This window comes from Oceanospirillum sp., from assembly GCF_048265165.1.
Classification (GTDB): domain Bacteria; phylum Pseudomonadota; class Gammaproteobacteria; order Pseudomonadales; family Halomonadaceae; genus Oceanospirillum.
On record NZ_JBLXCD010000003.1, the window covers coordinates 84,664 to 107,157 of the forward strand.

General features: G+C 48.2%; 17 protein-coding genes. 9 read left to right on the plus strand and 8 right to left on the minus strand.

Translation table 11 applies throughout. The features are described 5' to 3' along the window. Positions 1-97: 97 nt before the first annotated feature. The 5 genes from ACN0R8_RS07405 to ACN0R8_RS07425 form a co-directional block, all read right to left on the minus strand. On the minus strand, positions 98-1,255 hold the full coding sequence (locus tag ACN0R8_RS07405; protein ID WP_417596452.1) for an alpha-hydroxy acid oxidase: 1,158 nt from the start codon (positions 1,253-1,255) through the stop codon (positions 98-100). 215 nt (positions 1,256-1,470) lie between these two features. Then, positions 1,471-2,199, minus strand: coding sequence for a 3'-5' exonuclease (locus ACN0R8_RS07410; RefSeq protein ID WP_417596453.1), 729 nt, complete (start codon positions 2,197-2,199; stop codon positions 1,471-1,473). 3 nt (positions 2,200-2,202) lie between these two features. Further along, positions 2,203-4,137, minus strand: coding sequence for a putative nucleotidyltransferase substrate binding domain-containing protein (locus ACN0R8_RS07415; RefSeq protein ID WP_417596454.1), 1,935 nt, complete (start codon positions 4,135-4,137; stop codon positions 2,203-2,205). 140 nt (positions 4,138-4,277) lie between these two features. Then, positions 4,278-5,909: a BCCT family transporter gene (locus ACN0R8_RS07420; protein ID WP_417596455.1), complete on the minus strand. Its 1,632-nt coding sequence runs from the start codon at positions 5,907-5,909 to the stop codon at positions 4,278-4,280. A 262-nt stretch (positions 5,910-6,171) separates the two neighbouring features. Then, entirely contained in the window at positions 6,172-6,951 is a 780-nt protein-coding gene (locus ACN0R8_RS07425; RefSeq protein WP_417596456.1) for a phosphotransferase family protein, read from the minus strand. Positions 6,952-7,301: 350 nt separating this feature from the next. Between ACN0R8_RS07425 and thiB the strand changes: the two genes are divergently transcribed. From thiB to ACN0R8_RS07440, 3 genes are read left to right on the plus strand one after another with little or no spacing between them, the layout of a single operon-like run. Then, entirely contained in the window at positions 7,302-8,324 is a 1,023-nt protein-coding gene (gene thiB / locus ACN0R8_RS07430; protein ID WP_417596457.1) for a thiamine ABC transporter substrate binding subunit, read from the plus strand. A gap of 17 nt (positions 8,325-8,341) precedes the next feature. Further along, positions 8,342-9,964 carry an ABC transporter permease subunit gene (locus tag ACN0R8_RS07435; RefSeq protein WP_417596458.1) on the plus strand — a complete coding sequence of 541 codons (1,623 nt, stop codon included), beginning with the start codon at positions 8,342-8,344 and terminating at the stop codon, positions 9,962-9,964. Then, positions 9,957-10,649, plus strand: coding sequence for an ATP-binding cassette domain-containing protein (locus tag ACN0R8_RS07440; protein ID WP_417596459.1), 693 nt, complete (start codon positions 9,957-9,959; stop codon positions 10,647-10,649). Before ACN0R8_RS07435 ends, ACN0R8_RS07440 begins: the two co-directional genes overlap by 8 nt. Before the next feature lie 21 nt (positions 10,650-10,670). On the opposite strand, the gene ACN0R8_RS07445 is transcribed toward ACN0R8_RS07440, so the two are convergent. Beyond that, a complete protein-coding gene (locus tag ACN0R8_RS07445) occupies positions 10,671-12,857 on the minus strand; it encodes an EAL domain-containing protein (protein ID WP_417596460.1) in 2,187 nt (728 codons plus the stop codon). Between the two features lie 375 nt (positions 12,858-13,232). On the opposite strand from ACN0R8_RS07445, the gene ACN0R8_RS07450 reads away from it, so the two are divergent. Next, the gene (locus tag ACN0R8_RS07450) at positions 13,233-15,068 is read left to right on the plus strand and encodes a Na/Pi cotransporter family protein (protein ID WP_417596461.1); all 1,836 of its coding nucleotides are present in this window, start codon (positions 13,233-13,235) and stop codon (positions 15,066-15,068) included. Continuing rightward, the gene (locus ACN0R8_RS07455; protein ID WP_417596462.1) at positions 15,069-15,332 is read left to right on the plus strand and encodes a hypothetical protein; all 264 of its coding nucleotides are present in this window, start codon (positions 15,069-15,071) and stop codon (positions 15,330-15,332) included. Positions 15,333-15,506: 174 nt separating this feature from the next. On the opposite strand, the gene ACN0R8_RS07460 is transcribed toward ACN0R8_RS07455, so the two are convergent. Further along, positions 15,507-16,754 (minus strand): multidrug effflux MFS transporter, encoded by a 1,248-nt coding sequence (locus ACN0R8_RS07460; protein ID WP_417596463.1) that lies wholly within the window; start codon positions 16,752-16,754, stop codon positions 15,507-15,509. Positions 16,755-17,447: 693 nt separating this feature from the next. Further along, positions 17,448-18,833, minus strand: coding sequence for a sigma-54 interaction domain-containing protein (locus ACN0R8_RS07465; RefSeq protein WP_417596464.1), 1,386 nt, complete (start codon positions 18,831-18,833; stop codon positions 17,448-17,450). A 350-nt stretch (positions 18,834-19,183) separates the two neighbouring features. Here ACN0R8_RS07465 and ACN0R8_RS07470 point away from each other — a divergent pair, with 350 nt between their 5' ends. The 4 genes from ACN0R8_RS07470 (at position 19,184) to cydX (ending at position 22,469) form a co-directional block, all read left to right on the plus strand. Next, on the plus strand, positions 19,184-19,522 hold the full coding sequence (locus tag ACN0R8_RS07470) for a hypothetical protein (protein WP_417596465.1): 339 nt from the start codon (positions 19,184-19,186) through the stop codon (positions 19,520-19,522). Further along, positions 19,519-21,126: a cytochrome ubiquinol oxidase subunit I gene (locus ACN0R8_RS07475; RefSeq protein ID WP_417596466.1), complete on the plus strand. Its 1,608-nt coding sequence runs from the start codon at positions 19,519-19,521 to the stop codon at positions 21,124-21,126. Before ACN0R8_RS07470 ends, ACN0R8_RS07475 begins: the two co-directional genes overlap by 4 nt. After that, the gene (cydB, locus tag ACN0R8_RS07480; RefSeq protein ID WP_417596848.1) at positions 21,126-22,262 is read left to right on the plus strand and encodes a cytochrome d ubiquinol oxidase subunit II; all 1,137 of its coding nucleotides are present in this window, start codon (positions 21,126-21,128) and stop codon (positions 22,260-22,262) included. The genes ACN0R8_RS07475 and cydB overlap by 1 nt, the downstream gene beginning before the upstream one ends. A gap of 87 nt (positions 22,263-22,349) precedes the next feature. Then, positions 22,350-22,469: a cytochrome bd-I oxidase subunit CydX gene (gene cydX / locus ACN0R8_RS07485; protein ID WP_417596467.1), complete on the plus strand. Its 120-nt coding sequence runs from the start codon at positions 22,350-22,352 to the stop codon at positions 22,467-22,469. Positions 22,470-22,494 lie beyond the last annotated feature (25 nt).

Below are 22,494 nucleotides of genomic sequence, written 5' to 3' on the forward strand. Positions count from 1 at the left end.
GAGGTTGCCGTCCAGTCAACCGCGATGAATAACATTGGATCAAAAAGCGAAAAAACGCCTGCAAAAAAATACACCCACTCAACTCTGCAGCAGAAGATCAGAGGGCTTTGCGAATATGCTCCGGCCCGATCTGTTCAATAGAAGAACAGCCCGCCAGAATCATGCAACGTTCAAATTCAGATTTCAGCAGTGTCAGGGCGCGGGTCACCCCTTCTTCACCACCTGCGGAAAGGCCACGGACATAGGCTCGTCCCAGACTGCAGGCATTAGCCCCTAATGCCAGAGCCTTGAATACATCAGTGCCACGACGAATGCCACCATCGACGATAATTTCCATATCAGGGCCTACTGCCTCACGCACCTCCTGTACGAGCTCAATGGGGGCCGGAGTTCCATCCAGCTGCCGGCCGCCGTGATTCGACAAAATCACAGCATTGGCACCTATCTCTTTGGCTTTAACCGCATCAGCCGCTGACATAATACCTTTAATGGCAAAAGGGCCATTCCATTGTTCATTCATTCTGCGAGCATCCTCCCAGGTAAGATCCTTTTTGAACAGTTTGCTCATCGCTTCAACAAAGGCATGGGAGTCTCCCAGGGACACTTTTGGCATTTTCGGAAAATTCCCCATATTCGCCCCTTCGCTTTTCAGATACTGCAGCAACCACTTAGGGCGCATCATGAACTGTAAGGTCGATTTAAGCGTCAGAGTTGGCGGAATACTAAGACCACTTCGAGCATCCCGCTCACGGTTGCCGCCGACAATAGTATCGATCGTCAGTACCATGGCTTTAAAACCTGCAGCCTGAGCACGAAGGTTCAGATCTGAAGCCAGTTGATCATCATCCAGCACATAAACCTGAAAAAATTTATCACCTTCGCTGCTGGCTGAAATCTGCTCCAGAGAGCGGTTTGAAAACGTTGACGCTGTATAAGGTACACCAAACCGACTGGCTGCCCTTGCACCGGCTAACTCAGCATCCTTCGGGCACATCATTCCGGAAAAACCCGTGGCCGAAATATAAAAAGGCTGACTTGCCTCACACCCCATAATACGGGTGTGGGTATCAATACGACTTACATCCTGCAAAGCACGAGGGATAATCTGATAACGTTGAAAGCCAGTACAGTTCCGACTCAGAGTCACTTCATCATCAGCCCCACCTTCAACATAATCATAAACCGGAGTCGGCACCTTCTTCGCCGCAAGCTTTGCAAGGTCATCGATGTTGATACAGGACTGTAAATCACGCATAGGGTAAGTGCCTTCTTATCAGTAAATATCCGACAATGAGAGAACCAAAAGCCGCCGCCGGAAGATAGAGTAGACAAAATAATACGGGGAACACGCAAAGGAGCAGATACCCCTCTTTGGGTGGGCCATGTGCTTCTGCTCCGTCAAAGAAGAATATCAGGCCCGTCGTGTTTACCTGTACTAAAGGGCTACAGAGCACACCCTGAATTCAGGCATCAATGCCAGATAAGATTGATCGGATCATCAGGGCTAAAACGGTCTGCAACCTGTGCCTGAAGCAATTCAGCAGAGGCCAATGCATCGGTCAGAGCATGATGCGGAGCATAAAAAGGCAGATTGTAACGGGTACGACTATCTGCCAGACGAATCGATACCGGCCTTTTGCCCAGCAGGCGTGCAAACCAACCCAAGGGGTGATGTCGGTGTAACCGGGCTTCCAGTTCCATCGTATCAACCACCGGAAATATAACGCCTTCCCCCAACCGGGCCTTAAGGGCTGCACTGAGAAACGGCTGTTCAATTCCGCGGTGATGAACAACGGCCACTCGTCCCTTCAGAGCCTCCAGCAACTGAGGAAGAATGCGTCTAAGATCAGGTGCTTCATCAATATCAGAATGGGTAATACCGTGAATCACGACAGACTCTTCATACAGCGGCTTTCCGGGATCCAGTATCCAGTGCTGCGACTGGTTGCAGTAAATTCGCTTCAGCGTAAAAGGCACGAGACCTATACTGACAATGCCATTTTTTTGTGGGTTTAATCCCGTGGTTTCAAAATCCATCGCAACGAAGGGCACTTGTGCCAGAGGTGTATCCGGGGAGATACAGCCAGCCGCATAGAAACTCTTCAGTAACGGGTGCTTTGCCTGCTCTGCCAGCTGACGAAATCGCTCCGGCCATTCCGGCTGAACCTTTGCCTTCTCCTTGGGTATCAGATGGAACATCAGTTAATTCGCCCGGTTAGGTTGATAACGGAATTTCAAAAACTTCTGAGCGTCACTGAGAATCTGGAACGCCTCTTTCAGGTTACGTCGCTCAAAGTGGGACATATTCTCAGGCTCAATATTATTATCCGGCTCTTGCTCAGCCTCAATATCCAGAGCCTGATGACGAATACGTACCCGGGAGATAAACTCCATCGCATCTCTAAGATCCGGCCCACGCCCAGGCGGAAGAATTTCAGCTTCAATGACATCATCCAGACGATCAAATGAATTCTGCGCTCTGGAGCCTACGGCCAAAGCATGAACCCGAATCAGATCCGCCAGTGGTGCTGTTCCCCGGCGCTTCAGGTTAATCGAGTTTTTATGCTGACCATCCTGTTCCATCACAAAGGTCTTAAAAAAGCCCAGAGGTGGTGTACGATTCAGAGCATTGCGTGCCATACAGGCAAGAAAGCGCTGACTACGGCGAGCCCGGCGACTGATCAGGGCCTGAAGCTGATCGGCCCACTCCGTTCGCCCCCAGACACCATCAAGGTCAAAAAAGATATTACTGTTCAGCAGAGATTCAGGTGTCGGATTGTCGATCCAGTCGATAAAATATTGCTCCCAAACCGATTTTGGCTGACGCCATTGACGGTTTGTTGCCATTACATCACCGGTGCAGTAACTGTACCCACAAGCAGCCAGTCCATCGCTAACGAAAGTTGCCAACTCTCTGAAATACTCATCATGCAGTTTAGGATCAAAGCTATCATCCAGAATCATAGCGTTATCCTGATCGGTAACAATCAGCTGCTCATCCCGCGCCATGGAGCCAAGAGCCATAAAACAATAAGGCACTGGAGGAGGCCCAAATTTTTCCTCCCCTAGTTCAAGTAACCGCTGTTTAAAGCTACGACCAATAACCGCCATGGCAGATCCAACCATGCGGGAGTTCGCATCTTCATTCACCATACGTACAAAACTTGCCTGGACATCGCCATATAGTGATGCCAATTCCTCAACTGTTTGCTGCCGAAAAATACTACTGACCACAAACAGACTATTACGGGACTCGTAACGCACCAGATCCGACAGGGCAATAACGCCAATAGGCCGACCTTTTTTTAGTACAGGCAGGTGGTGCACATTCGTTCTTAACATGGTGAGCATCGCCTCAAAGACGTACTCATCACTGTTAATCATCACCAACCCTTGAGACATAATCTCTTCTACTGGTGTATCAAAAGGCAACCCTTGAGAGACAACCCGAGTACGCAGATCCCGGTCCGTTATGATGCCGCAAACCTTGTGCTCACTACCATCGGAAGCCGATACCAGAGCCTGACGACGGTCAAAGCTTTCCTCCGATTCATTCGGGTCACTGGCTTCAGTCTGCAGGATCAGCAACGAGGATACCCCCTCACCGGTCATCAACTCAGCAGCCTGCTGGACCGTCGCTGCACTGGAAATCAAAACCGGCTCCCGGCTTATCAGAGCTGTAATACGTGAGGTCAGGAGTTCGTTCGCATCTTCCCGTCGGGATACAGCCTGTCGCAATCTTGACTGGTCACCAACTTCAAAAAAATCTGCAAACTCTTCATGCTCATCGAACAGTGAACGGAACGCCGCTTCCGGAATAAAGTAGATCAGACAATCTTCAATCGCTTTAACGGGAAAGCGGACTTTCTGCTGCATAAGCAAACTCTGATAGGCAAACAGGCCTCCTTCGCTCATCCGGTTGTATAGCTCGCCGTTCCGTCGATAGATCTCAACGGCACCGCTGCGCACAATACAAAGATCCGATACGGCATCCCCTACCTCTAGAATTTGAGTATCGGCCTTGTAATAGGAGATCTCGACCTGCCTGCTCAGGGCAGCCAACGTCGACTCAGGCAGATTTTTAAACGGCACAAAGCGACGCAGGAACTCATAAACCTCAACCTGTTCAACTTCCATTTCTCACCTCCGGGTACAGCATACTGATATTTTCTGAGCTTAAGTCGTCGCGAATACAATAATTCGATTACAAACGAAAAAAGGGTAGGAACGCAATGCGCCCTACCCTTTTTATCAAGCGATCTGAAACTTAACGAAGTTTAAACGCTCTTTGGCTCTGACGCCAAACCTTTAAGAACCGATACAGAGGCAACCAGAAGCACAAAAGTGAATGGCAAGCCAGTGGATACGGCCATCGCCTGCAGGGCAGTCAAACCACCACCCAGAATCAGAGCAATCGCGACCAGTCCTTCAAAGGTACACCAGAAGATACGCTGCGGCTTAGGTGAATCCACTTTACCACCGGCAGAAATAGCATCAATAACCAGGGAACCTGAATCAGAGGATGTTACAAAGAACACAATCACCAGCACAATAGCAATTAAAGAGGTGATCTCTGACAGTGGCAACACATCCAGCATCAGGAAAAGTTTGATCGGCAGATCTGCCTGACTAACCGCCTGATAACCATCGTTCACCAGCTGACTGATCGCAGTACCGCCAAAAGCAGTCATCCAAAGTACGCAAGCCAGAGAAGGAATCAGCAGTACAGAGATCATAAACTCACGCACAGTACGGCCACGGGAAACGCGGGCGATAAACATACCAACAAAAGGAGACCAGGAGATCCACCATGCCCAGTAGAAAGCAGTCCAGCCAGAAGCAAAGTTAGCATCTTCACGGCCCACAGGATTGGCCAGTGCAGGCAAGTGCTGTACATAAGAAACCAGATTACTGAAGAAACCGGTCAGAATCGCAAGGGTTGGGCCAACAAAAATGACAAAAAGAAGCAACAATGCAGCCAGAACCATATTGATCTCAGACAGGCGTTTAACACCAGCGTCCAGACCTGCCAGTACTGAGATCATTGCCAGACCGGTAATACCGATAACCAACAACACATTAGTCGTCGATCCCATCGGCACATCAAACAGATAGTTCAGACCCGCGCCAGCCTGAGATGCCCCAAGCCCTAAAGACGTTGCTAAACCGAACAGGGTCGCAAATACCGCCAGAATATCGATGATATGACCTGGCCAGCCCCAAACACGTTCACCCAGAAGAGGGTAAAAAACGGAGCGCATCGTCAAAGGCAAGCCTTTATTGAAGGAGAACAGCGCCAACCCTAAGGCAAGAATCGCATAGATTGCCCACGGGTGAAGTCCCCAGTGATAAATCGTTGCAGCCATACCCAAAGATGCCGCCGCCTCAGCATCACCTGCCGCGCCCCCCAAAGGAGCCCAGTCGGTACGCACGCCATTCTCCATGCTGATACCGCCCATCGATGATGCGAAGTGAGACATAGGCTCAGACACACCATAAAACATCAGGCCGATACCCATGCCGGCAGCGAACAGCATCGCAAACCAACCAGCATAAGTGTAATCCGGTGTCGCTTCTGTTCCACCTAATCGTACTTTGCCCAGTGGTGAGAAGATCAGAAACAAGCAGATCAGAACAAAAATGTTTCCGGCACTGATGAAAAACCAGTCCAGATTGGTGGTTAACCAACTGCGTATTGAACCAAATACAGGGGCAACCTGAGCCTGGAACATTAACGTCAGCAGTACAAAAGCAACAATGGTAAGACCGGAGATCATAAAGACCCGGTTGTGGATATCGAGACCAAACGGCCCGATTTGTAGCGCGACATTATCCTGACCGATCTGGTAATCCGTATTAATCGGATTAACCTCACCATCAGGAGTCATAATATCGTTTTTATCACTCATGAATTTAGCCTTCTCAATAAGTATTTGGCTTCTGTACTGTGACGGCTACTTAAAAGCTCTGTACCCAGAAGCAGCCATGTAGAGACATGGATAGTGATGCTTACAAAGTCATTAAGATAGAAGAAAAGCACAGAAAAACCGAGATAGGAAATTACTTACATACCTAATCATTATAGCACAAAGATATTTTTTCTGGGATCGGAAAAGCCAAAAATACTGTTCAACCAGTCAGTTAGCCTTAATAAAGTCTGTCTAATAATGATCAGCCACGTACTTTGTACCAAAGGCGCTCCAAAATCAGCATTGCATCCTGTGCCTGCTGCAGCCCCAGTTCAAACATCGAAGGAGACAGATGACAGAAAGCGGGCAATCGATGAATTAATTGCACATCAATGCCGCAGTAGCGATATAAACCCGCAGCATCAAACCAGGGATTTCCAATTCCTGCATACTCCCAATCAATCAGCACCAGCCGGCCATCCTGCCAGCAACAGTTTCCGGGGTGCAGATCATGATGAGTATAGCTTTCAGGGACTTCAGGTAATGAAGTAAACAACTGCACCAATCGGTTAAGCAACTCAAGCCAGCTCACCGGATCAGTCTCACGATTTAAGCATCGTTGATAAGCCTGAAACAAACTGGGGTAGCTGATAAGAGCAACCTGACGCAACTCAGCCTCCGGTAAAGGCAGCTGTTGGAGAGACTCAATCGCCCGAAGCAAATGCTGAGCCAAGGGATCAGGCAGCGCCTCTGGCCCAAGCCCCAATCCATGGTGGCGCATAACACACCACCCCAAATCCGGGCGATTACAGATAACGGACATCGCCCAATCGCAATCCGCCAACTGCTGCAACACACAAGCCTCGCGTTCACGGGAGACACCAAAAACCAACTCATCTGAAGCATTAATACGTAAAACGAGAACCTGTCGACCATTACTGCCTTTATACAACCAGTTGCTGGTGCCAAGCTGACTCAAAGGCATCCAGTGCACCTTAGAGTTCAGTTGCTGATTAACCTGTTCAAAAATAGCGTTGTGCATAGCGAGTCCAACAAGTTTCCGATATGATTCACGGCATTAAATCCGATCCGGTCAGGTGGTGATCAGTACGGTATTCCGCACCTGTTTATTATTTCAGATGCATGCACTGACAGCACAGTCTCAATATACCTGCAGCACCAGTGTGAATGTGTCACCAGGTTAGTGTGGGCAACAAGTGATCTGCACGCAATAAAGAATGGCTGACGGCATACCCAAATATAACCATATTGGATAAGAAACAACGCGGATCATAAGCTTACCGAATAGGTTTATGCCTTGCTGTTTGTTGCTTCCTGTCAATCCGGTTCACAACCTCTTTAGTCTTGTTCCCTCAAGAAGGAAAGTACGTCATGGGTCGAGTTACACTCCAGACATTCAAAATCCGCATCAGCAATATGCTGATTGCAACAGCCGCTCTCCTGTTCTTTTCGCAGGCACAGGCTGCCGATAAGCCAGAACTCACTGTTTACACCTATGATTCTTTTATTTCTGAGTGGGGGCCGGGGCCACAGTTACAAAAAGCCTTTGAGGCTAACTGTGAATGCAACCTCAAGTTTATCGCCGTAGAAGATGGTGTCAGTATTCTGAACCGTGCCCGAATTGAAGGCAAAAAAACTAAAGCCGATGTGCTTCTGGGTCTTGATAACGCCCTGATCGAAACAACTCGCCAGCTAGGCCTTACCCAACAACACAATACTGACGTATCAGGATTATCCGCTCACCTGAACTGGTCAGATAAGCACTTCGTGCCTTTCGATTACGGTTATTTCGCGTTTATTTATGACAGCGACAAGATCCCAGAACCCGTCACATCTCTGGAAGAACTCATTCAGTCAGATGCTCAGGTGATCTACCAGGACCCTCGTACCAGTACACCAGGGCAGGGCTTAATGACCTGGATGAAAGCCGTTTACGGCGACAGTGCACCGGTTCAATGGCAAAAGCTGGCAGGTCATACGGTTACCGTAACCAAAGGCTGGTGGGAAGCCTACAGCATGTTTCTTGAAGGTGGCAGTGACTACGTACTCAGTTACACCACCTCTCCGGCTTACCACCTCATCGCGGAAGGAAAGAGCCAATATAAAGCAGCACTATTTAAAGAGGGCCATATTGCCCAGACCGAGGTGGCCGCCATCAGCCGCTATAGCGATCAGCCCGAATTGGCTAATCAGTTCCTGAACTTTCTGATCTCACCGGAAGCTCAGAAGATCATCCCAGTCACAAACTGGATGCTACCGGTTATTGAGAATGCAGAATTGCCTGAAGCATTCGACCAATTGATACAGCCTAAGACCATAGGCTTCACACCAGAGCAACTGGCCAATAACCGTAATCAATGGTTGCGTGAATGGCGCCAGGCTGCCAGCCAGTAGCCCACCGGAAAAGCGACATGACACATATCTCAGACAGCCGATGGCTAAAGTCGGCTGCTGTTGTCGCCTACAGCCTGGTCATACTGATAACCACTCTGGCCTTTTATGGTCTGATCGGCTTTGATGGCGCTCACTTACAAGCAGGACTTCTGACAGACCCTTATATTCTGCAGATTCTGGGGTTCTCACTAAAGCAGGCAGGGTTGAGTGCCATACTGTCCGTCGCCTTAGCGCTACCTGTGGCCAGAGCGCTGCACTTTATGCCACAACTGGTAGCCAAAAGAGCCTTTCTGAGTCTTTGCCTGCTGAGCTTTGTCATGCCAACGCTGGTACTGATTACCGGTCTGGTTTCTCTGATGGGGCGCACAGGCCTTATCACTCCTATTCTACCGAATGACTGGAACCTCTATGGGCTGAATGGCATTCTTATCGCCCATATTTATCTCAATACACCACTGGCAGTACGGGTGCTGAGCCAGCAAATGGCGCATATCCCAGATACCAGTTGGCGACTGGCCCGTCAGCTCAGATTCAGTCGCTGGCAGCAATTCACCCATGTTGAGTGGCCCGCCATCAAACCCAGTCTTTTAATGCTGCTGGGGTTTATTTTTGTACTCTGCTTTAACAGCTTTGCCGTCGTATTAGCTCTGGGAGGCGGCCCCGGCTCGACCACGTTAGAAGTTGCCATCTATCAGGCTTTAAAATATGACTTCAACTTAAGCGAGGCTCTGACTCTGGCCTGGCTGCAATTTACACTGGCCGGACTGATCTTTGCGCTCATCGCCCGAATGGGAAAGCTCAACTGGCTAAGCGCAGATACCAGCAGCCAACACTGGCAACCAGCGCTGGGGAAACTGAGCCAACATCTGCACCGTATTTTTTACTACCTCAGCTGGAGCGCTTTATTACTGCCATTACTGGCACTGCTGCCAACAGTAAGTGAAGCAAAACTCAGCAATATTGACCTGCACGGACTGCTTCAGGCGGCCTTTTTCTCATTACTGCTGGGCTTTGCTGCTGCAATACTGGCGATGCTTCTGGCCTGGCTGCTGCTTATACCGATCAGACGCGCCAGCCTGAATCGTCTTGAGAATCAGCGTGTTGTACTTCAGTGGCTGGCGACACATACATTAGTAGCCCCAGCCATGGTGCTATCGACCGGCCTCTATATTCTGCTGCTACCAAGAATCGATTTAGATCACTGGGGAATGTGCTGGCTGATATTGATCAATAGCGTGCTGCTGCTGCCCTTTGTTATTGCCCAGCTTAAACCCCGGCTGCTGCAGTTCGACCTGCAATACGGGCGATTAAGTGCCAATCTTAAACTAAGTATTTCAGATCAATTCAGTGTTATCTGGCCTTTCATTCGCTCAGTGGCCAAAGGAAGTTTTGCCCTGGCCCTGCTACTGGCACTTGGCGATGTTGCGGTTTTCTCTATTTTTGGTGATAACACCTTCGCCACACTCCCCTGGCTGATTTATGGTTACGCGGGTAGCTACCGTATGGCAGAGGCAGCCTTGGCCTCTTTGCTTTTACTGGCAATCTGCGCACTTCTGGTTTTTATGTTCGAGCGTCACCAGAAGACACAAACAACCACTTCTGCCTCTGACAAGATGACCAGGACCCAAAAAAATGACTGAGACGATCAATCTGAGCGGAACAGATACCAACCCCACGCACAGTGCTGCATCAGAGACTCAGGGACTACTTGTGGATCAGCTGGCGGTTATACTGGATGGCTATAGACTGCAATACAGTCTTCAGCTGGCTGCCGGTGAATGCCTGGCCATTCAGGGGCGCAGCGGGGTTGGCAAAAGCACACTACTGAATACCTTAGCGGGTTTCGAAACCGCTAAAAGCGGACGAGTACTCTGGCAGGGTAAGGACCTTCTGAGTCTCTCGGCCCAACAACGGCCTGTCAGTATGCTTTTTCAGGATCACAACCTGTTTGAACACCTGAGCGTCCTCGATAATCTGAAACTGGGCTTTAAGATACCGCCATCACGACAACAGCTGGAAGAAGCTGCTACGGCACTGGATGTAGCCGATCAGCTGGATAAACAACCGTCAGAACTATCAGGCGGGCAGCGCCAGCGTATCGGACTGATCCGAACACTGCTCAGACCAGAACCTCTGATTCTGCTGGATGAGCCTTTTGCAGAGCTGGATCAGCACACCCGACGCAAAGCTGCTCACTGGACAGCAACAACAGCAAGGGCTCAGGGGAAAACTCTGATTCTGGTCACCCATCAGGATGAAGACGCTGAGCGTATTGCCGATCGAGTCTTAGAATTGGAGTATCCCCATAAAAAGCTTGGGATATAAGAGATCAGGAATAACCTTTCGTTATAGATTCGGAGCGGGCTCACTAAACAGATACCCCTGAGAAAAGCGAATTCCCAGCGAATCAACCACCTGCTGAACAGATTCCGAATGAACAAACTCAGCCACTACAGGAATACCCGCATTTTGAGCAAAAAAGACAATTGCACGGGTAATTTCGTAACTGGTCTTATCGCTGTCAATGGACTTGATATATTTAGCATCGATTTTGATGATATCCACATCCAGCTCAAGAATCCGCTCAAAATTAGAATACTCTGTGCCAAAGTCGTCAATTGCAAGACGGAAGCCTTTAGCCTTCAGAGTTGCAAGCTGCTTGATATGGTTTTTCTTACCATCGGCACTGACCCCCTCCAGAATCTCTAACGTAATACGCTCAGGAGCAATATCATACTGAGCACACTTTTGTGCCAGATAAGCCTCCAGGTACTGATGGCTCAGATCATCCTCTGTAATATTAATGGCAAATTCACAACGGTTCGATGTCATCGCCTGACAGCTTTTATCAATGACAATACGCGTAATGACCGGTAGCAAACCTGACAGTTTAGCAGGCTCTAAAAACTGATAAGGGCCATAGACCTGGCCATTAATCTGCATCCGAATCAAGCATTCATAATAACTGATATTACCGGTTTGATTGTCACGAATCCCCTGAAAATAAGGCACCAGACAATCTTCATTCAAAGCCCGATGCAGCAGCGCATTCCACTGCATATACTCCAGTCTCTGGTGCTGTTCCAGTTCATCCCGTTGATCCGCGTAAAGGTAGAAGCGACCACGACCACCCTGCTTCGCCTTTTTCAGTGCCATCAATGCCTTACGAATAAGGTCGTCATGCCCTACGGCACCGCCATATGAAAAACTGATATTGAAATTAAGACTATCAACCTGGATTTGCTGCAGAAAAAAACTTTCCCGGATTTTATTAAAAATCGCTTTCAGAAAAACATCTTTTTCATAATGGACGGCAAATTCATCAGCATTTAGCCGGTAGATCCGGGCACCCGCCAACACACGCTGCAGCCTTTGAGTAATGGCAGCCAGAAGACGATCCGCAAAGTCCAGCCCATACGCAGAGTTGATCAGACTGAAATTGTTAACATTAAGCACCAAAAGAGCGCTATCCCCATGGCAGTGATTCAGCGCTTCCTGTAACTGACTCTTATTGGGTAAACCTGTCAAAGCATCTGTGGTCAGAGCCACCAGATCACGATCACACTCTTTTCTGATGTCACTCAGATCCGTAAAAATTCCGATATAGTTCTGCACCTTTCCAGCGCCATCACGCACGACACTGATACTCAACCACTGGGGCGATAACGAACCATCTTTACGTCGGTTAACGACTTCACCGCTCCAATGATTGTGGGTAAGAAGGCCATGCCACATTTCGTCATAAACATCCGCATTATCTTTATCAGATGACAGTAGAATAGGATCAAGACCAACAACCTCATCACAGCTATAGCCTGTTATTTTCTCGAAATAAGGATTAGCGTCCAAAATCCGATTGTTCGCATCGGTGATCACAATACCTTCAGAAGCGCTTTCTAGAGCATGGCCTAACAGCTGTAAACGCCGGTTCTGCTCCGCCATATGCTCATCCTGTTGCTGTCGCGCCAGAGTGAGCCCTGCCATATCAGCCCCAATCTTAAGTATTCTTTTATGAAAGACAGAGGGCAAGCGGTGCTCAAAAGAGGACAGTGCAAAACTACCTATTGCCTCACCAGAGATATTTCTGACCGGTAACGACCAACAGGCACAAAGATTAAAATCATAAGCTAACTGGCGCAAATCCCGCCAACGGTCATCCGTGAAGGTATCTTGCACATAAACGGCCTCATTACACAGTACCGCGTTACCACAAGAGCCACTACCTGGGCCGATCTGAAGCCCGGACAAAGCTGTACGCCCTTCAACAGGTACACTGGGTGCCGATAAGATCTGGAGGCTATTCGAAGGGATATCCCGCACCATAAAAGATGCAACAGCGTTAGGCAGAAGCTGCTCTGCTAATAAACATAAATGATCCAGAACTTTGACAACAGACTGCCCACTCATAACCTCGTTAAAAATAGACTGCTGAAATGCCAGAATCTGTTCCTGTTGCTCAACCGTAACCGGAGCACTATCAGAACAGGCTTCACTCAATGGGGTATCCTTCAGCAAACCTTCTGTATCCTTCATAAAATACCTTTACCCATTGTCATACGCACTATATCCCGGAGATTATGACGACCCAGCATTATATTTGCCTTGCTAATAGGCCTATCCAGCCCTGTGTTGACCTTACTTCAGACCGTTTAGACTGTGGGCCCTAGTGATATCATTTACACCTGATACCTTCCAGAGTTTTTATGTAATACCTATATAACGCCTACATCTTTTTCTGTTACAAAAGAAAAAAAACAACTGCATATTGAGTAAAACTTGCCATATATAAACAAGAGGTTACAGTTCTGTGTAACCCTTACACTTTGAAGGTCTTTTTTATATTTTCTAACAAAACCCTACATTTTGAAGCCCTATTACAGGGGATAACATGCAAGGACAGCATAACTTATGTTTCGACACCTGGTTCTGCCAACCATCTTTCTGGTGCTCGGCTACGGTTTCTGGGTCAGCCCGGACTTTAAAGAGATTGCCGCCGGCGTTGCGGTCTTTCTGTTTGGGATGCTCTCCCTCGAAGAAGGCTTTAAAGCCTTTACCGGAGGCCTGCTGGAAAAACTACTGAAAAGAACCACCAACAAGCTCTGGAAAAGCCTGAGCTTTGGCGTCATCAGTACCACTCTAATGCAATCCAGCTCTTTAGTATCCGTGATTACCATCTCCTTTCTGTCTGCCGGGCTTATTTCACTAACCGCTGGCGTCGGGATTATCTTCGGAGCCAACTTGGGCACAACAACTGGTGCCTGGCTTGTTGCCGGACTTGGGCTGAAGGTAAAAATATCGGCCTACGCAATGCCTATGCTTGTTTTCGGTATTTTGCTGATATTTCAAAAGAGCAAAGAGCTAAAAGGTATCGGTTATGTTTTAGCTGGCCTTGGCTTTCTTTTTCTCGGCATTCACTACATGAAAGAGGGCTTTGAAGCATTCAAAGACACTCTTGATCTTACTGCCTATGCTGTAAGAGGCTACCCCGGCGTATTTCTGTTTACTCTGATCGGCCTCTTTGCGACTGTGGTTATGCAATCCAGTCATGCAACCCTGGTCTTAATTATCACAGCACTTTCAGCCCAGCAGATCACCTATGAAAATGCTCTGGCACTGGCCATTGGTGCCAATATAGGTACAACGATCACCGCTATTATCGGCTCATTAAGTGCCAATATTGAAGGTCGGCGCCTTGCTGTTGCCCACCTGATTTTTAATACAATGACAGGCTTCATAGCCATTCTTTTTATCTACCAGCTCACAATGGCAGTCGACAGCATCAGTTACTTTGTCGGCATTGAAGCGGATAACTACACCCTAAAACTGGCTGTTTTTCATACGATATTCAACAGCATAGGCGTTATTCTGATGTTACCTGTGATTCCCTCGATGGTGCGCTTTCTGGAACGCAGCCTAAAAGCGAAGAGAACCACCAGGCGATCGGCTCCCCGCTACCTGAATCAGGCCGCATCTGATTTGCCCGAAGCGATGCTCGCAGCTGTACGCCAGGAAACACAACATCTATACGACAATGCTGCAAGCATCATCGCCGGAGGCCTTAGTCTGCCCTTGAACGCGATCCACAGTAATAAATCTCTTGAGGACGTGATATTTAATGCCCGCACCGTTATACCGGCCAATATCGATCAGCAATATGAGGAGTCGGTAAAATCTCTGTATGCAGATATCGTAGATTTCAGCAGCTCTTATCAGGGGGAGTTATCTGCAGACCAGGTTGAAGAGTTGTTTCGCCTAAGAGCAGCAGGCCGAGATATCGTTGAAGCCATTAAAGACACCAAACATCTGCAGAAAAACCTCTCCCGCTACTTTATTGCCGACAACCCTTATATTCACCACGAATATAACACGCTTAGAATGCGGTTGGCGTCAGTACTGAGGGAGCTACATAAGGTTCGCCAGAAGAGTGAAAATGACTCAGCCACAATTCTTTCCCTCGATCGTCTGAGACTGGACATGGAAGAGTACGATCAAAACCTGAACCATAACCTCAGTAGCCTGATCCGGCAAAAACTGATCAGTGGGCCTATGTCTGTATCTCTGATGAATGATAGCGGTTATGCCTCAGACGTTACCCGAAAACTGGTACAAATGGGCGAGGTTCTCTTCTCTCAAAGCGACCTCAGAACCAAAAGTATTGAACAAAGCCTGTCATTGAATGACGAAGAACTGACAGAAATCATGCACAGCCAGCACAATAACGGCAAGGAAAGGAGCATACTTTAAATGAAAATAAGCAAACTGATCAAAAAAGCAGAAACCTATGTCCGGTCTGATGAGCTAAAGCGCAAAGAGAAAAAAAAGCAACTGAAGAAGGTCATTAAGAAGCTGCGCAAGCATGAAGATAAGCTCAGGCAGGAATACGACAGCTGCACAGACTTTGAAAAAAGCCGTCAACTGAAACAGGAGATCGCCCTAGCGTATAACCAGCGCAAGAAAGGCGTCAAAATACTGAAAAGCCTGAAAAAGAAAAAAAGAGACCAGGACTGATACTCACTCAGATCAGTCCTACGCCAAGTATATTGCTGTCACCAGAAGAGCCATCAGCTCTTAAGAGATATGAAAAGCCATCAGCTCTTAAGGGATATAAAGCCGGTCAATCAAACCGACTGTTTCTTTTTCACGCCCTGCCAACTCATTTTATCAACCCTGCTCAGACCAGAGTTATTCCCGTGTATCAGCCTTCAGAGGGACTTCATGCTGGATATTTCGGGTTACCAGCCAACAAAGCAGCGACAGTAGCGCAAAGGCAGTAAACAGTGGGTATAAAGTACCATTGTAAGTCTGGCCAAAAGCCATCCCCACCACCATAGATATAAGTGTAGTTACCGAGCCAATCACCGATGAGGCCACACCCGCTATATGCCCTAAAGGCTCCATAGCCAGAGCATTCATATTACCAAACAACAGTCCGATACAGCCAAAAACCACCGCCCCAAACAGCATAAACAGCCAGATAGAGACACTACCGGCAAACAAAGTCAGCAAGACCAGAAAAATAACGGAAGAAACAAACATTACGATCAGCGCTCTATTTGCCAGCAGCTTCATACCAAAGCGCATGACCAGGCGGCCATTGAGAAATGATGCCACGCCAACGGAAAGCGCCAGCACCGCAAAATAGAGAGGAAAAGTTTTTTCGATCTGAAAAACCTCTTTAAACAGCAGCTGCGCCGTGGACAGGTAAGCAACAAAGGCACCGAAAATAAGCCCTGCACCTATGATATACCCCAAAGTCACCCTATGGGTCATCGTCTCTTTGATATTACCCCAGACATTAATAAACGAGAGTTTGACTCGGTGTTCCTTCGCCAGAGTCTCTGGCTGACGGATAGCAAACCAAACCAGAGCGACTAAAGACAGTAAGACAAAAAACTCATAGATCCCCCGCCAATCGGCCAAAATCAGAACGCCAGCGCCAATACTGGGAGCAACAGCTGGCATAATAATAAAAACAGCCATCACAAAGGACATTACCCGAGCCATAGCTCGACCCTCATAACGATCGCGAACCAGAGCAACAGCCACAACTTTAGGGCCCGATGCACCTATCCCCTGAATAAAACGCCCCACCAACATCATCTCGTAGCTGTGTGCAAAAGCAGAGACAAGAGACCCCATCAGGAAAATAATCAATCCCAGATAGATGGCAGGCTTGCGACCAAAGCTATCAGACAGTGGGCCATAGAGAATCTGACCAAAGGCCAGGCCAGCAAACAAAATACCTACAATCCATTGCAGATCTTCAACGTGTACCACTGAAAAATCCTGACCGATCACGCTCATTGCAGGCAGAACCGCATCAATTGCCAGAGCGACCATAGACATTAACAAAGCCAATAGTGCAATAAATTCAGCAAACGGAGGTTTAAAAGGGGTTGTTTCAGCTTCACCCTGAGATCGAGGCGTCATAGAAAACCTATTAGTTACAACACGATGCGTGTTTAAATTGTTGAATGTTCAGGTTTCTGAAGAAAATCAGAATAAATACCGAGGGAGCACCTATTTTAACAAGCCTTATCTGATGCCACCTGCAAATAATTATTCACAAGTAAACCTTTTGTTCATACCTCACCATGTATCACGCTAGGGCAATGAACTTTTGTCTCAGATCACTGGATGCCTGCGCAAGGCTTTGCTAACGTTCATTGAAAGCAACTGACAACGTTACGTACTGATACTTTGATAAAACAAAAATAAGACGAAAGACCCTAGGGTCAGGAGAGCACCATGTCTGAAGAAAAATCCACAATCAGCCGCAACACCTTATTCGTTATCATCGGTCTGATTCTTTGTGCCGGTACACTAATAAAAATCGCCAGTGGCTGAGGCTTTGCAGTCGCCATCTGCGACGGGTAGGAACAGCTCCCTAAGGGGCTGTTCTCACTTAAGCCATTCCTGTCGCTGAAATACCTTCTGTGAATTTAAGCAGTAACTAATGGAGAAAAGGCATGGGCAATACCCCTTTTATGCAGAAACTGGTTCTGATTGTGGTCTCACTTACCCTACTAGCAGCGATGGCAATGCGGCTAATAGACAACATCTGAGTGGTGGTCATGACAGAGGTAACTGAGCAGATATACGCCATTACAAACACCAGAGCTCTCAGGCTGATTTTAGCTTGCGATACAACGTCCGCTCACTGACTCCTATCTTATGCGCCAATAGAGCTTTGTCATCACCCAATTGCCGCAAAGCCCAGTGCAGATAAAGGCTCTCCAACTGCTCAAGACCAATAATTTCCTGCTGCGTAAAGTCACTGCCATCAGTTTTAGCACGCTGTAGAGCTCCGGGTACACTCGCTGAAATCTTCTGACGACAGGCCTGGGGCAGATGTTCTGGCTCAATCCAATGATCATCGACCAAGAGGCAGGCGCGCTCCAGAATATTTCTCAGTTCACGGATATTACCGGGAAAAGCATAGGCCTGAAGCAGTAACAACGCCTCCTTGGAAACCTTAATCACACGCCCTTTGGAGAACTTCGGCAACAGGCTTTCTATCAAAAGAGGAATATCAGTGATCCTTTCCCGCAATGATGGCAGAACTATAGGAAAAGCATTGATTCGATAATAGAGATCCATACGAAAATCACCATCAGCCACCTGCTGCTCTAAATTACGATGCGTGGCGCAGACTAAACGAAAATCGGCCTTTAATGGCTCAACCCCACCTACTCTTCGATAAGTTCCGGTTTCCAGAAGCCGTAACAGCTTTACCTGCAGAGAGAGAGGAATATCACCCACCTCATCAAGAAACAGAGTGCCACCCTTAGCCGCCTCAACCAAGCCTGTTTTCCGGCTATGAGCCCCAGTGAAAGAGCCCTTTTCATGACCGAAAAGCTCACTTTCAAACAAGGTTTCAGTCAGACCGGAGCACTCCACCGGCACAAAGGCCTCATGATTGCGCATACTGCCTCTGTGCACCGCCTGCGCCATCAACTCCTTACCTGTGCCTGACTCCCCCAGCAGGAGAACCGTCGTCTCACTGGGCGCGACACGCTCAACTAACGCCATCGACGTCATAAAGGCTGGAGACCGCCCAATCAAACCGCTATCACCCGCCCTCGGACTGGCTAGTTTGCTATAGCGCATCACTTCCAGAAAATATCGGGGCTTACCATCTTCAGCTTCTACCGGATACAGCTCTACATCCACATGCTCTTCCCCATGTGGGGTATGGTGCAGATGAAAGACCCTCTGGGCCTTACTCGTCTGTATACACTGGAGCATAGGACAGGATTCCCCCATCTGGTCACAGGGCCGATCATAGTGATGGGAAACCTCATAACAGTGACGTTTTGTCACGCTGACATCACCATAGCTCTGACGGTATGCTCTATTCGCTGAAAGAATTTCATAGTCCGCCGACAGCAGAACAGCGGGATCGGGGTAGCTTTGCAGCATCGAAACCAACTCTGCCGGAGGTTGACTGGAGAGGTCTGTACGAGACATTTTCATGGCGGGAACCTGAGTGCTTTCTGTTTTATTCATAACGCCTCCTGAAAAGCAAAATTGACCTGCAAAACAGGTATTACTATGATAATCCTGCGCTACAGGCCTGCTTATTCAGCTCAACCCGTTATTTCAGCACCCTATTCGTCAATGACAATTATGACGCTTTTGCCTAAAATTGTCATAATTGACAACAACAAAAACAAACAATCGCCCAAAAGAACAAAAAAACCCATTAAAAACAAAAAGTTAGAAAAATAAAAAACGGGCATATACCTTGCTTAGTGATAAGTCACAAGCTTGTCTCAAGCTTTGTACTATCATTGAAACAACATTTTACCCTATCCAAAGGCGAACTATCGTTAATGGCAACTGCAGGTGAGAAGGTTATGCAACGGAACATGCTGTTTGAGCAAACAAAGCGGGTTTTCAGTCAACGCTGGAAAACATCTTTGTTTGCCCGACAAAAACTGGTACGAGAGCTCAGCATCGTACTTCTGATAAAGCTGACTCTGCTCTATGGCATTGTGAACTTTATCGTTCCTTCAGCTACCGTCGTTGATGGCAGCGATGTCAGCACTCGCCTGCTTAACTCTCAACTACCTGCTCCGAGTACACCGCAAGAGAATATCGATGAATCTGCGATTCACTTTAAGGTGCTCGGAGAAAACCTGACAAAGGCCGCTACCTCAGAAACAGCGGCCTCTATACAACAGGAAACACCATGATTACAGAAGAAGTTGTTGATCTGTCCCGGCTACAGTTCGCGATTACCGCACTGTATCACTTTATCTTTGTTCCCCTGACACTTGGCCTGGCTTTCCTCCTGGTCATTATGGAGTCTATCTATGTGATGACCCGTAAGCAGGTCTACAAAGATATGACACAATTCTGGGGTAAGCTCTTTGGTATTAACTTTGCTCTTGGTGTGACAACAGGTCTCACCATGGAGTTCCAGTTTGGTACGAATTGGGCCTACTATTCTCATTATGTAGGGGATATTTTTGGCGCTCCTCTCGCTATTGAGGGCCTGATGGCTTTCTTCCTGGAGTCCACTTTTATTGGCCTCTTCTTTTTTGGCTGGGATCGCCTCTCCCCCCGTCGCCACCTGATGGTGACTTTCCTGATGGCGCTGGGTTCTAACCTGTCTGCACTATGGATTCTAATCGCCAACGGCTGGATGCAGAACCCGGTTGGTGCCGAGTTCAGCTATGAAACCATGCGCATGGAGATGACCAGTTTTGCGGATCTGGTGTTTAACCCAGTCGCTCAGGTGAAATTTGTTCACACCGTGGCAGCAGGTTATGTAACAGGTTCTATGTTCGTTCTGAGTATCAGTGCTTATTACTTACTGAAAAAGCAGGACCTGCCTTTTGCCCGCCGCTCCTTTGCCATCGCATCGGCCTTTGGACTGGCGTCCATTTTATCGGTGATTATTCTGGGTGATGAATCTGGCTACGAGCTGGGTGATGTCCAGAAAACCAAGCTGGCTGCAATTGAGGCTGAATGGGATACTCATCCGGCTCCGGCGTCCTTCACACTGTTTGGTATCCCTGATCAGGAAAACCAGACCACAGACTACGCCATTAAAATCCCCTATGCTCTGGGCCTGATCGCCACTCGTTCACTGGACGAAGAGGTGACAGGTATCAAAGACCTGATCCAGGAGCATGAAGTACGTATCCGTAACGGCATGGTCGCCTACGGCCTATTGGTTAAGCTACGCGCAGGTCAAACTGACCCGGAAACCATCGCTGCTTTTGAGGACGTGAAGAAGGATCTGGGGTATGGGCTATTGCTTAAACGCTATACAGAAAACGTAGTTGATGCCACTGAAGAGCAAATTCAGGCAGCAGCTCACGACACGATTCCTAATGTTGCGCCTCTGTTCTGGAGTTTCCGCATTATGGTAGCTTCCGGCTTTACCATGTTGCTGATCTTTGCGTTGGCCTTCTACTTTAACGCAACCCGTAAGCTTGAAAGCAAGCGCCGATTCCTGAAAGCTGTTCTCTGGTCACTTCCACTACCCTGGGTCGCCGCAGAAACAGGTTGGGTTGTTGCCGAATACGGTCGCCAACCCTGGTCGATTGGTGAAATTCTGCCCACTCATCTCAGTACGTCTACACTGGATGCAGGCAGCCTTTATACCAGTATTGGCGCTATTGTAGCCTTCTATACCCTGCTGTTGGTCATTGAGATGTTCCTGATGTTCAAATACGCCCGCCTTGGCCCTAGCGCGCTGCATACAGGTCGCTACCATTTCGAGCAGGATGCAATAAAGGGTACATCCCATAAAGAAGACAAACCTGAAATCGCCGGAGGTGCGGCATGATTCTGGATTATGAAACCCTGAAACTGGTCTGGTGGGTGCTTGTTGGCGTCCTACTGGTCGGCTTTATGATTACTGACGGCTTCGATATGGGTGCAGGCATACTGCTGCCGTTTCTGGGCAAGAATGATGCAGAGCGGCGTATTATCATCAATACAGTAGGCCCTCACTGGGATGGTAACCAGGTCTGGTTTATCACCGCAGGTGGCGCACTCTTCGCTGCCTGGCCTGCCGTGTATGCTGTCGCATTTTCCAGCTTCTACTTTGCTATGATGCTGGTACTGTTTGCTCTTTTCTTTCGCCCGGTAGGTTTTGACTATCGCAGTAAGATTGCCGATCCGCGCTGGCGCAGCACCTGGGACTGGGGACTGTTTATCAGTGGCGCAGTTCCGGCACTGGTATTTGGTGTCGCCTTCGGCAACCTACTGCTGGGCGTTGATTTCTATCTGGACGATTTCCTGCGTCCACATTACACCGGTAGTTTCTTTGATCTTTTCCACCCTTTTGCCCTGATATGCGGTGTCGTCAGCCTGACGATGCTGGCTGCCCATGGTGCAATCTGGCTTCAGATGCGTGCAGACGAAGTAATTGCTGAACGCGCTGGGCGTGCCGGTATTCTGATGCTGTTGATTATGCTCGCAGCTTTTGCCGCAGGCGGTTTAGTACTGCTGAAGGGGTTGCCTGGCTTACACATTGATATGATGCCAGCCAAGGATGCACTACCCAATCCATTGAGCAAACAGGTCAGCGTAGTTGAAGATGGCTGGCTGGCAAACTACACAACCTATCGCTGGATGATTGCCGCGCCTGCGATTGCCTTTGTAACCGGTTTGTTAAGCCTACTATTGATAAAAGCACGTCGCTCAGGGCTGGCCTTTGCAACCCATAGCATTACGATGACTGCGATTATCTGTACCGCAGCTTTTTCACTGTTCCCATTTGTGCTGCCTTCGCTATCAAACCCGAATAGTAGCCTGACACTATGGGACGCAGCTTCCAGTCACTTGACACTGAACGTCATGTTTATCGCCGCTATGATCTTTGTCCCCATTATCCTGCTGTATACCCTATGGACCTACAAAGTGATGTGGGGCCGGGTAACCAGCAAGCAGATTGATGGTAACCCACTGGCTTATTAAGCTCTGTATTTATAAAAGAGCCTGACGGACAACTAAAACAAGAGGAGCCGACTTTGAAAGATAAGCGGCTCTCTTAGGAGAAATGATATGTGGTATTTTGCCTGGATTTTGGGTGTATTACTGGCGATCTCATTCGGCATTATCAATGCGATGTGGTTAGAGTCAGACCCAAATTTTGACCTGGATAACGATCAGCCACAAGGCTGACACCGTTTCTTTAGCCAGCATCACA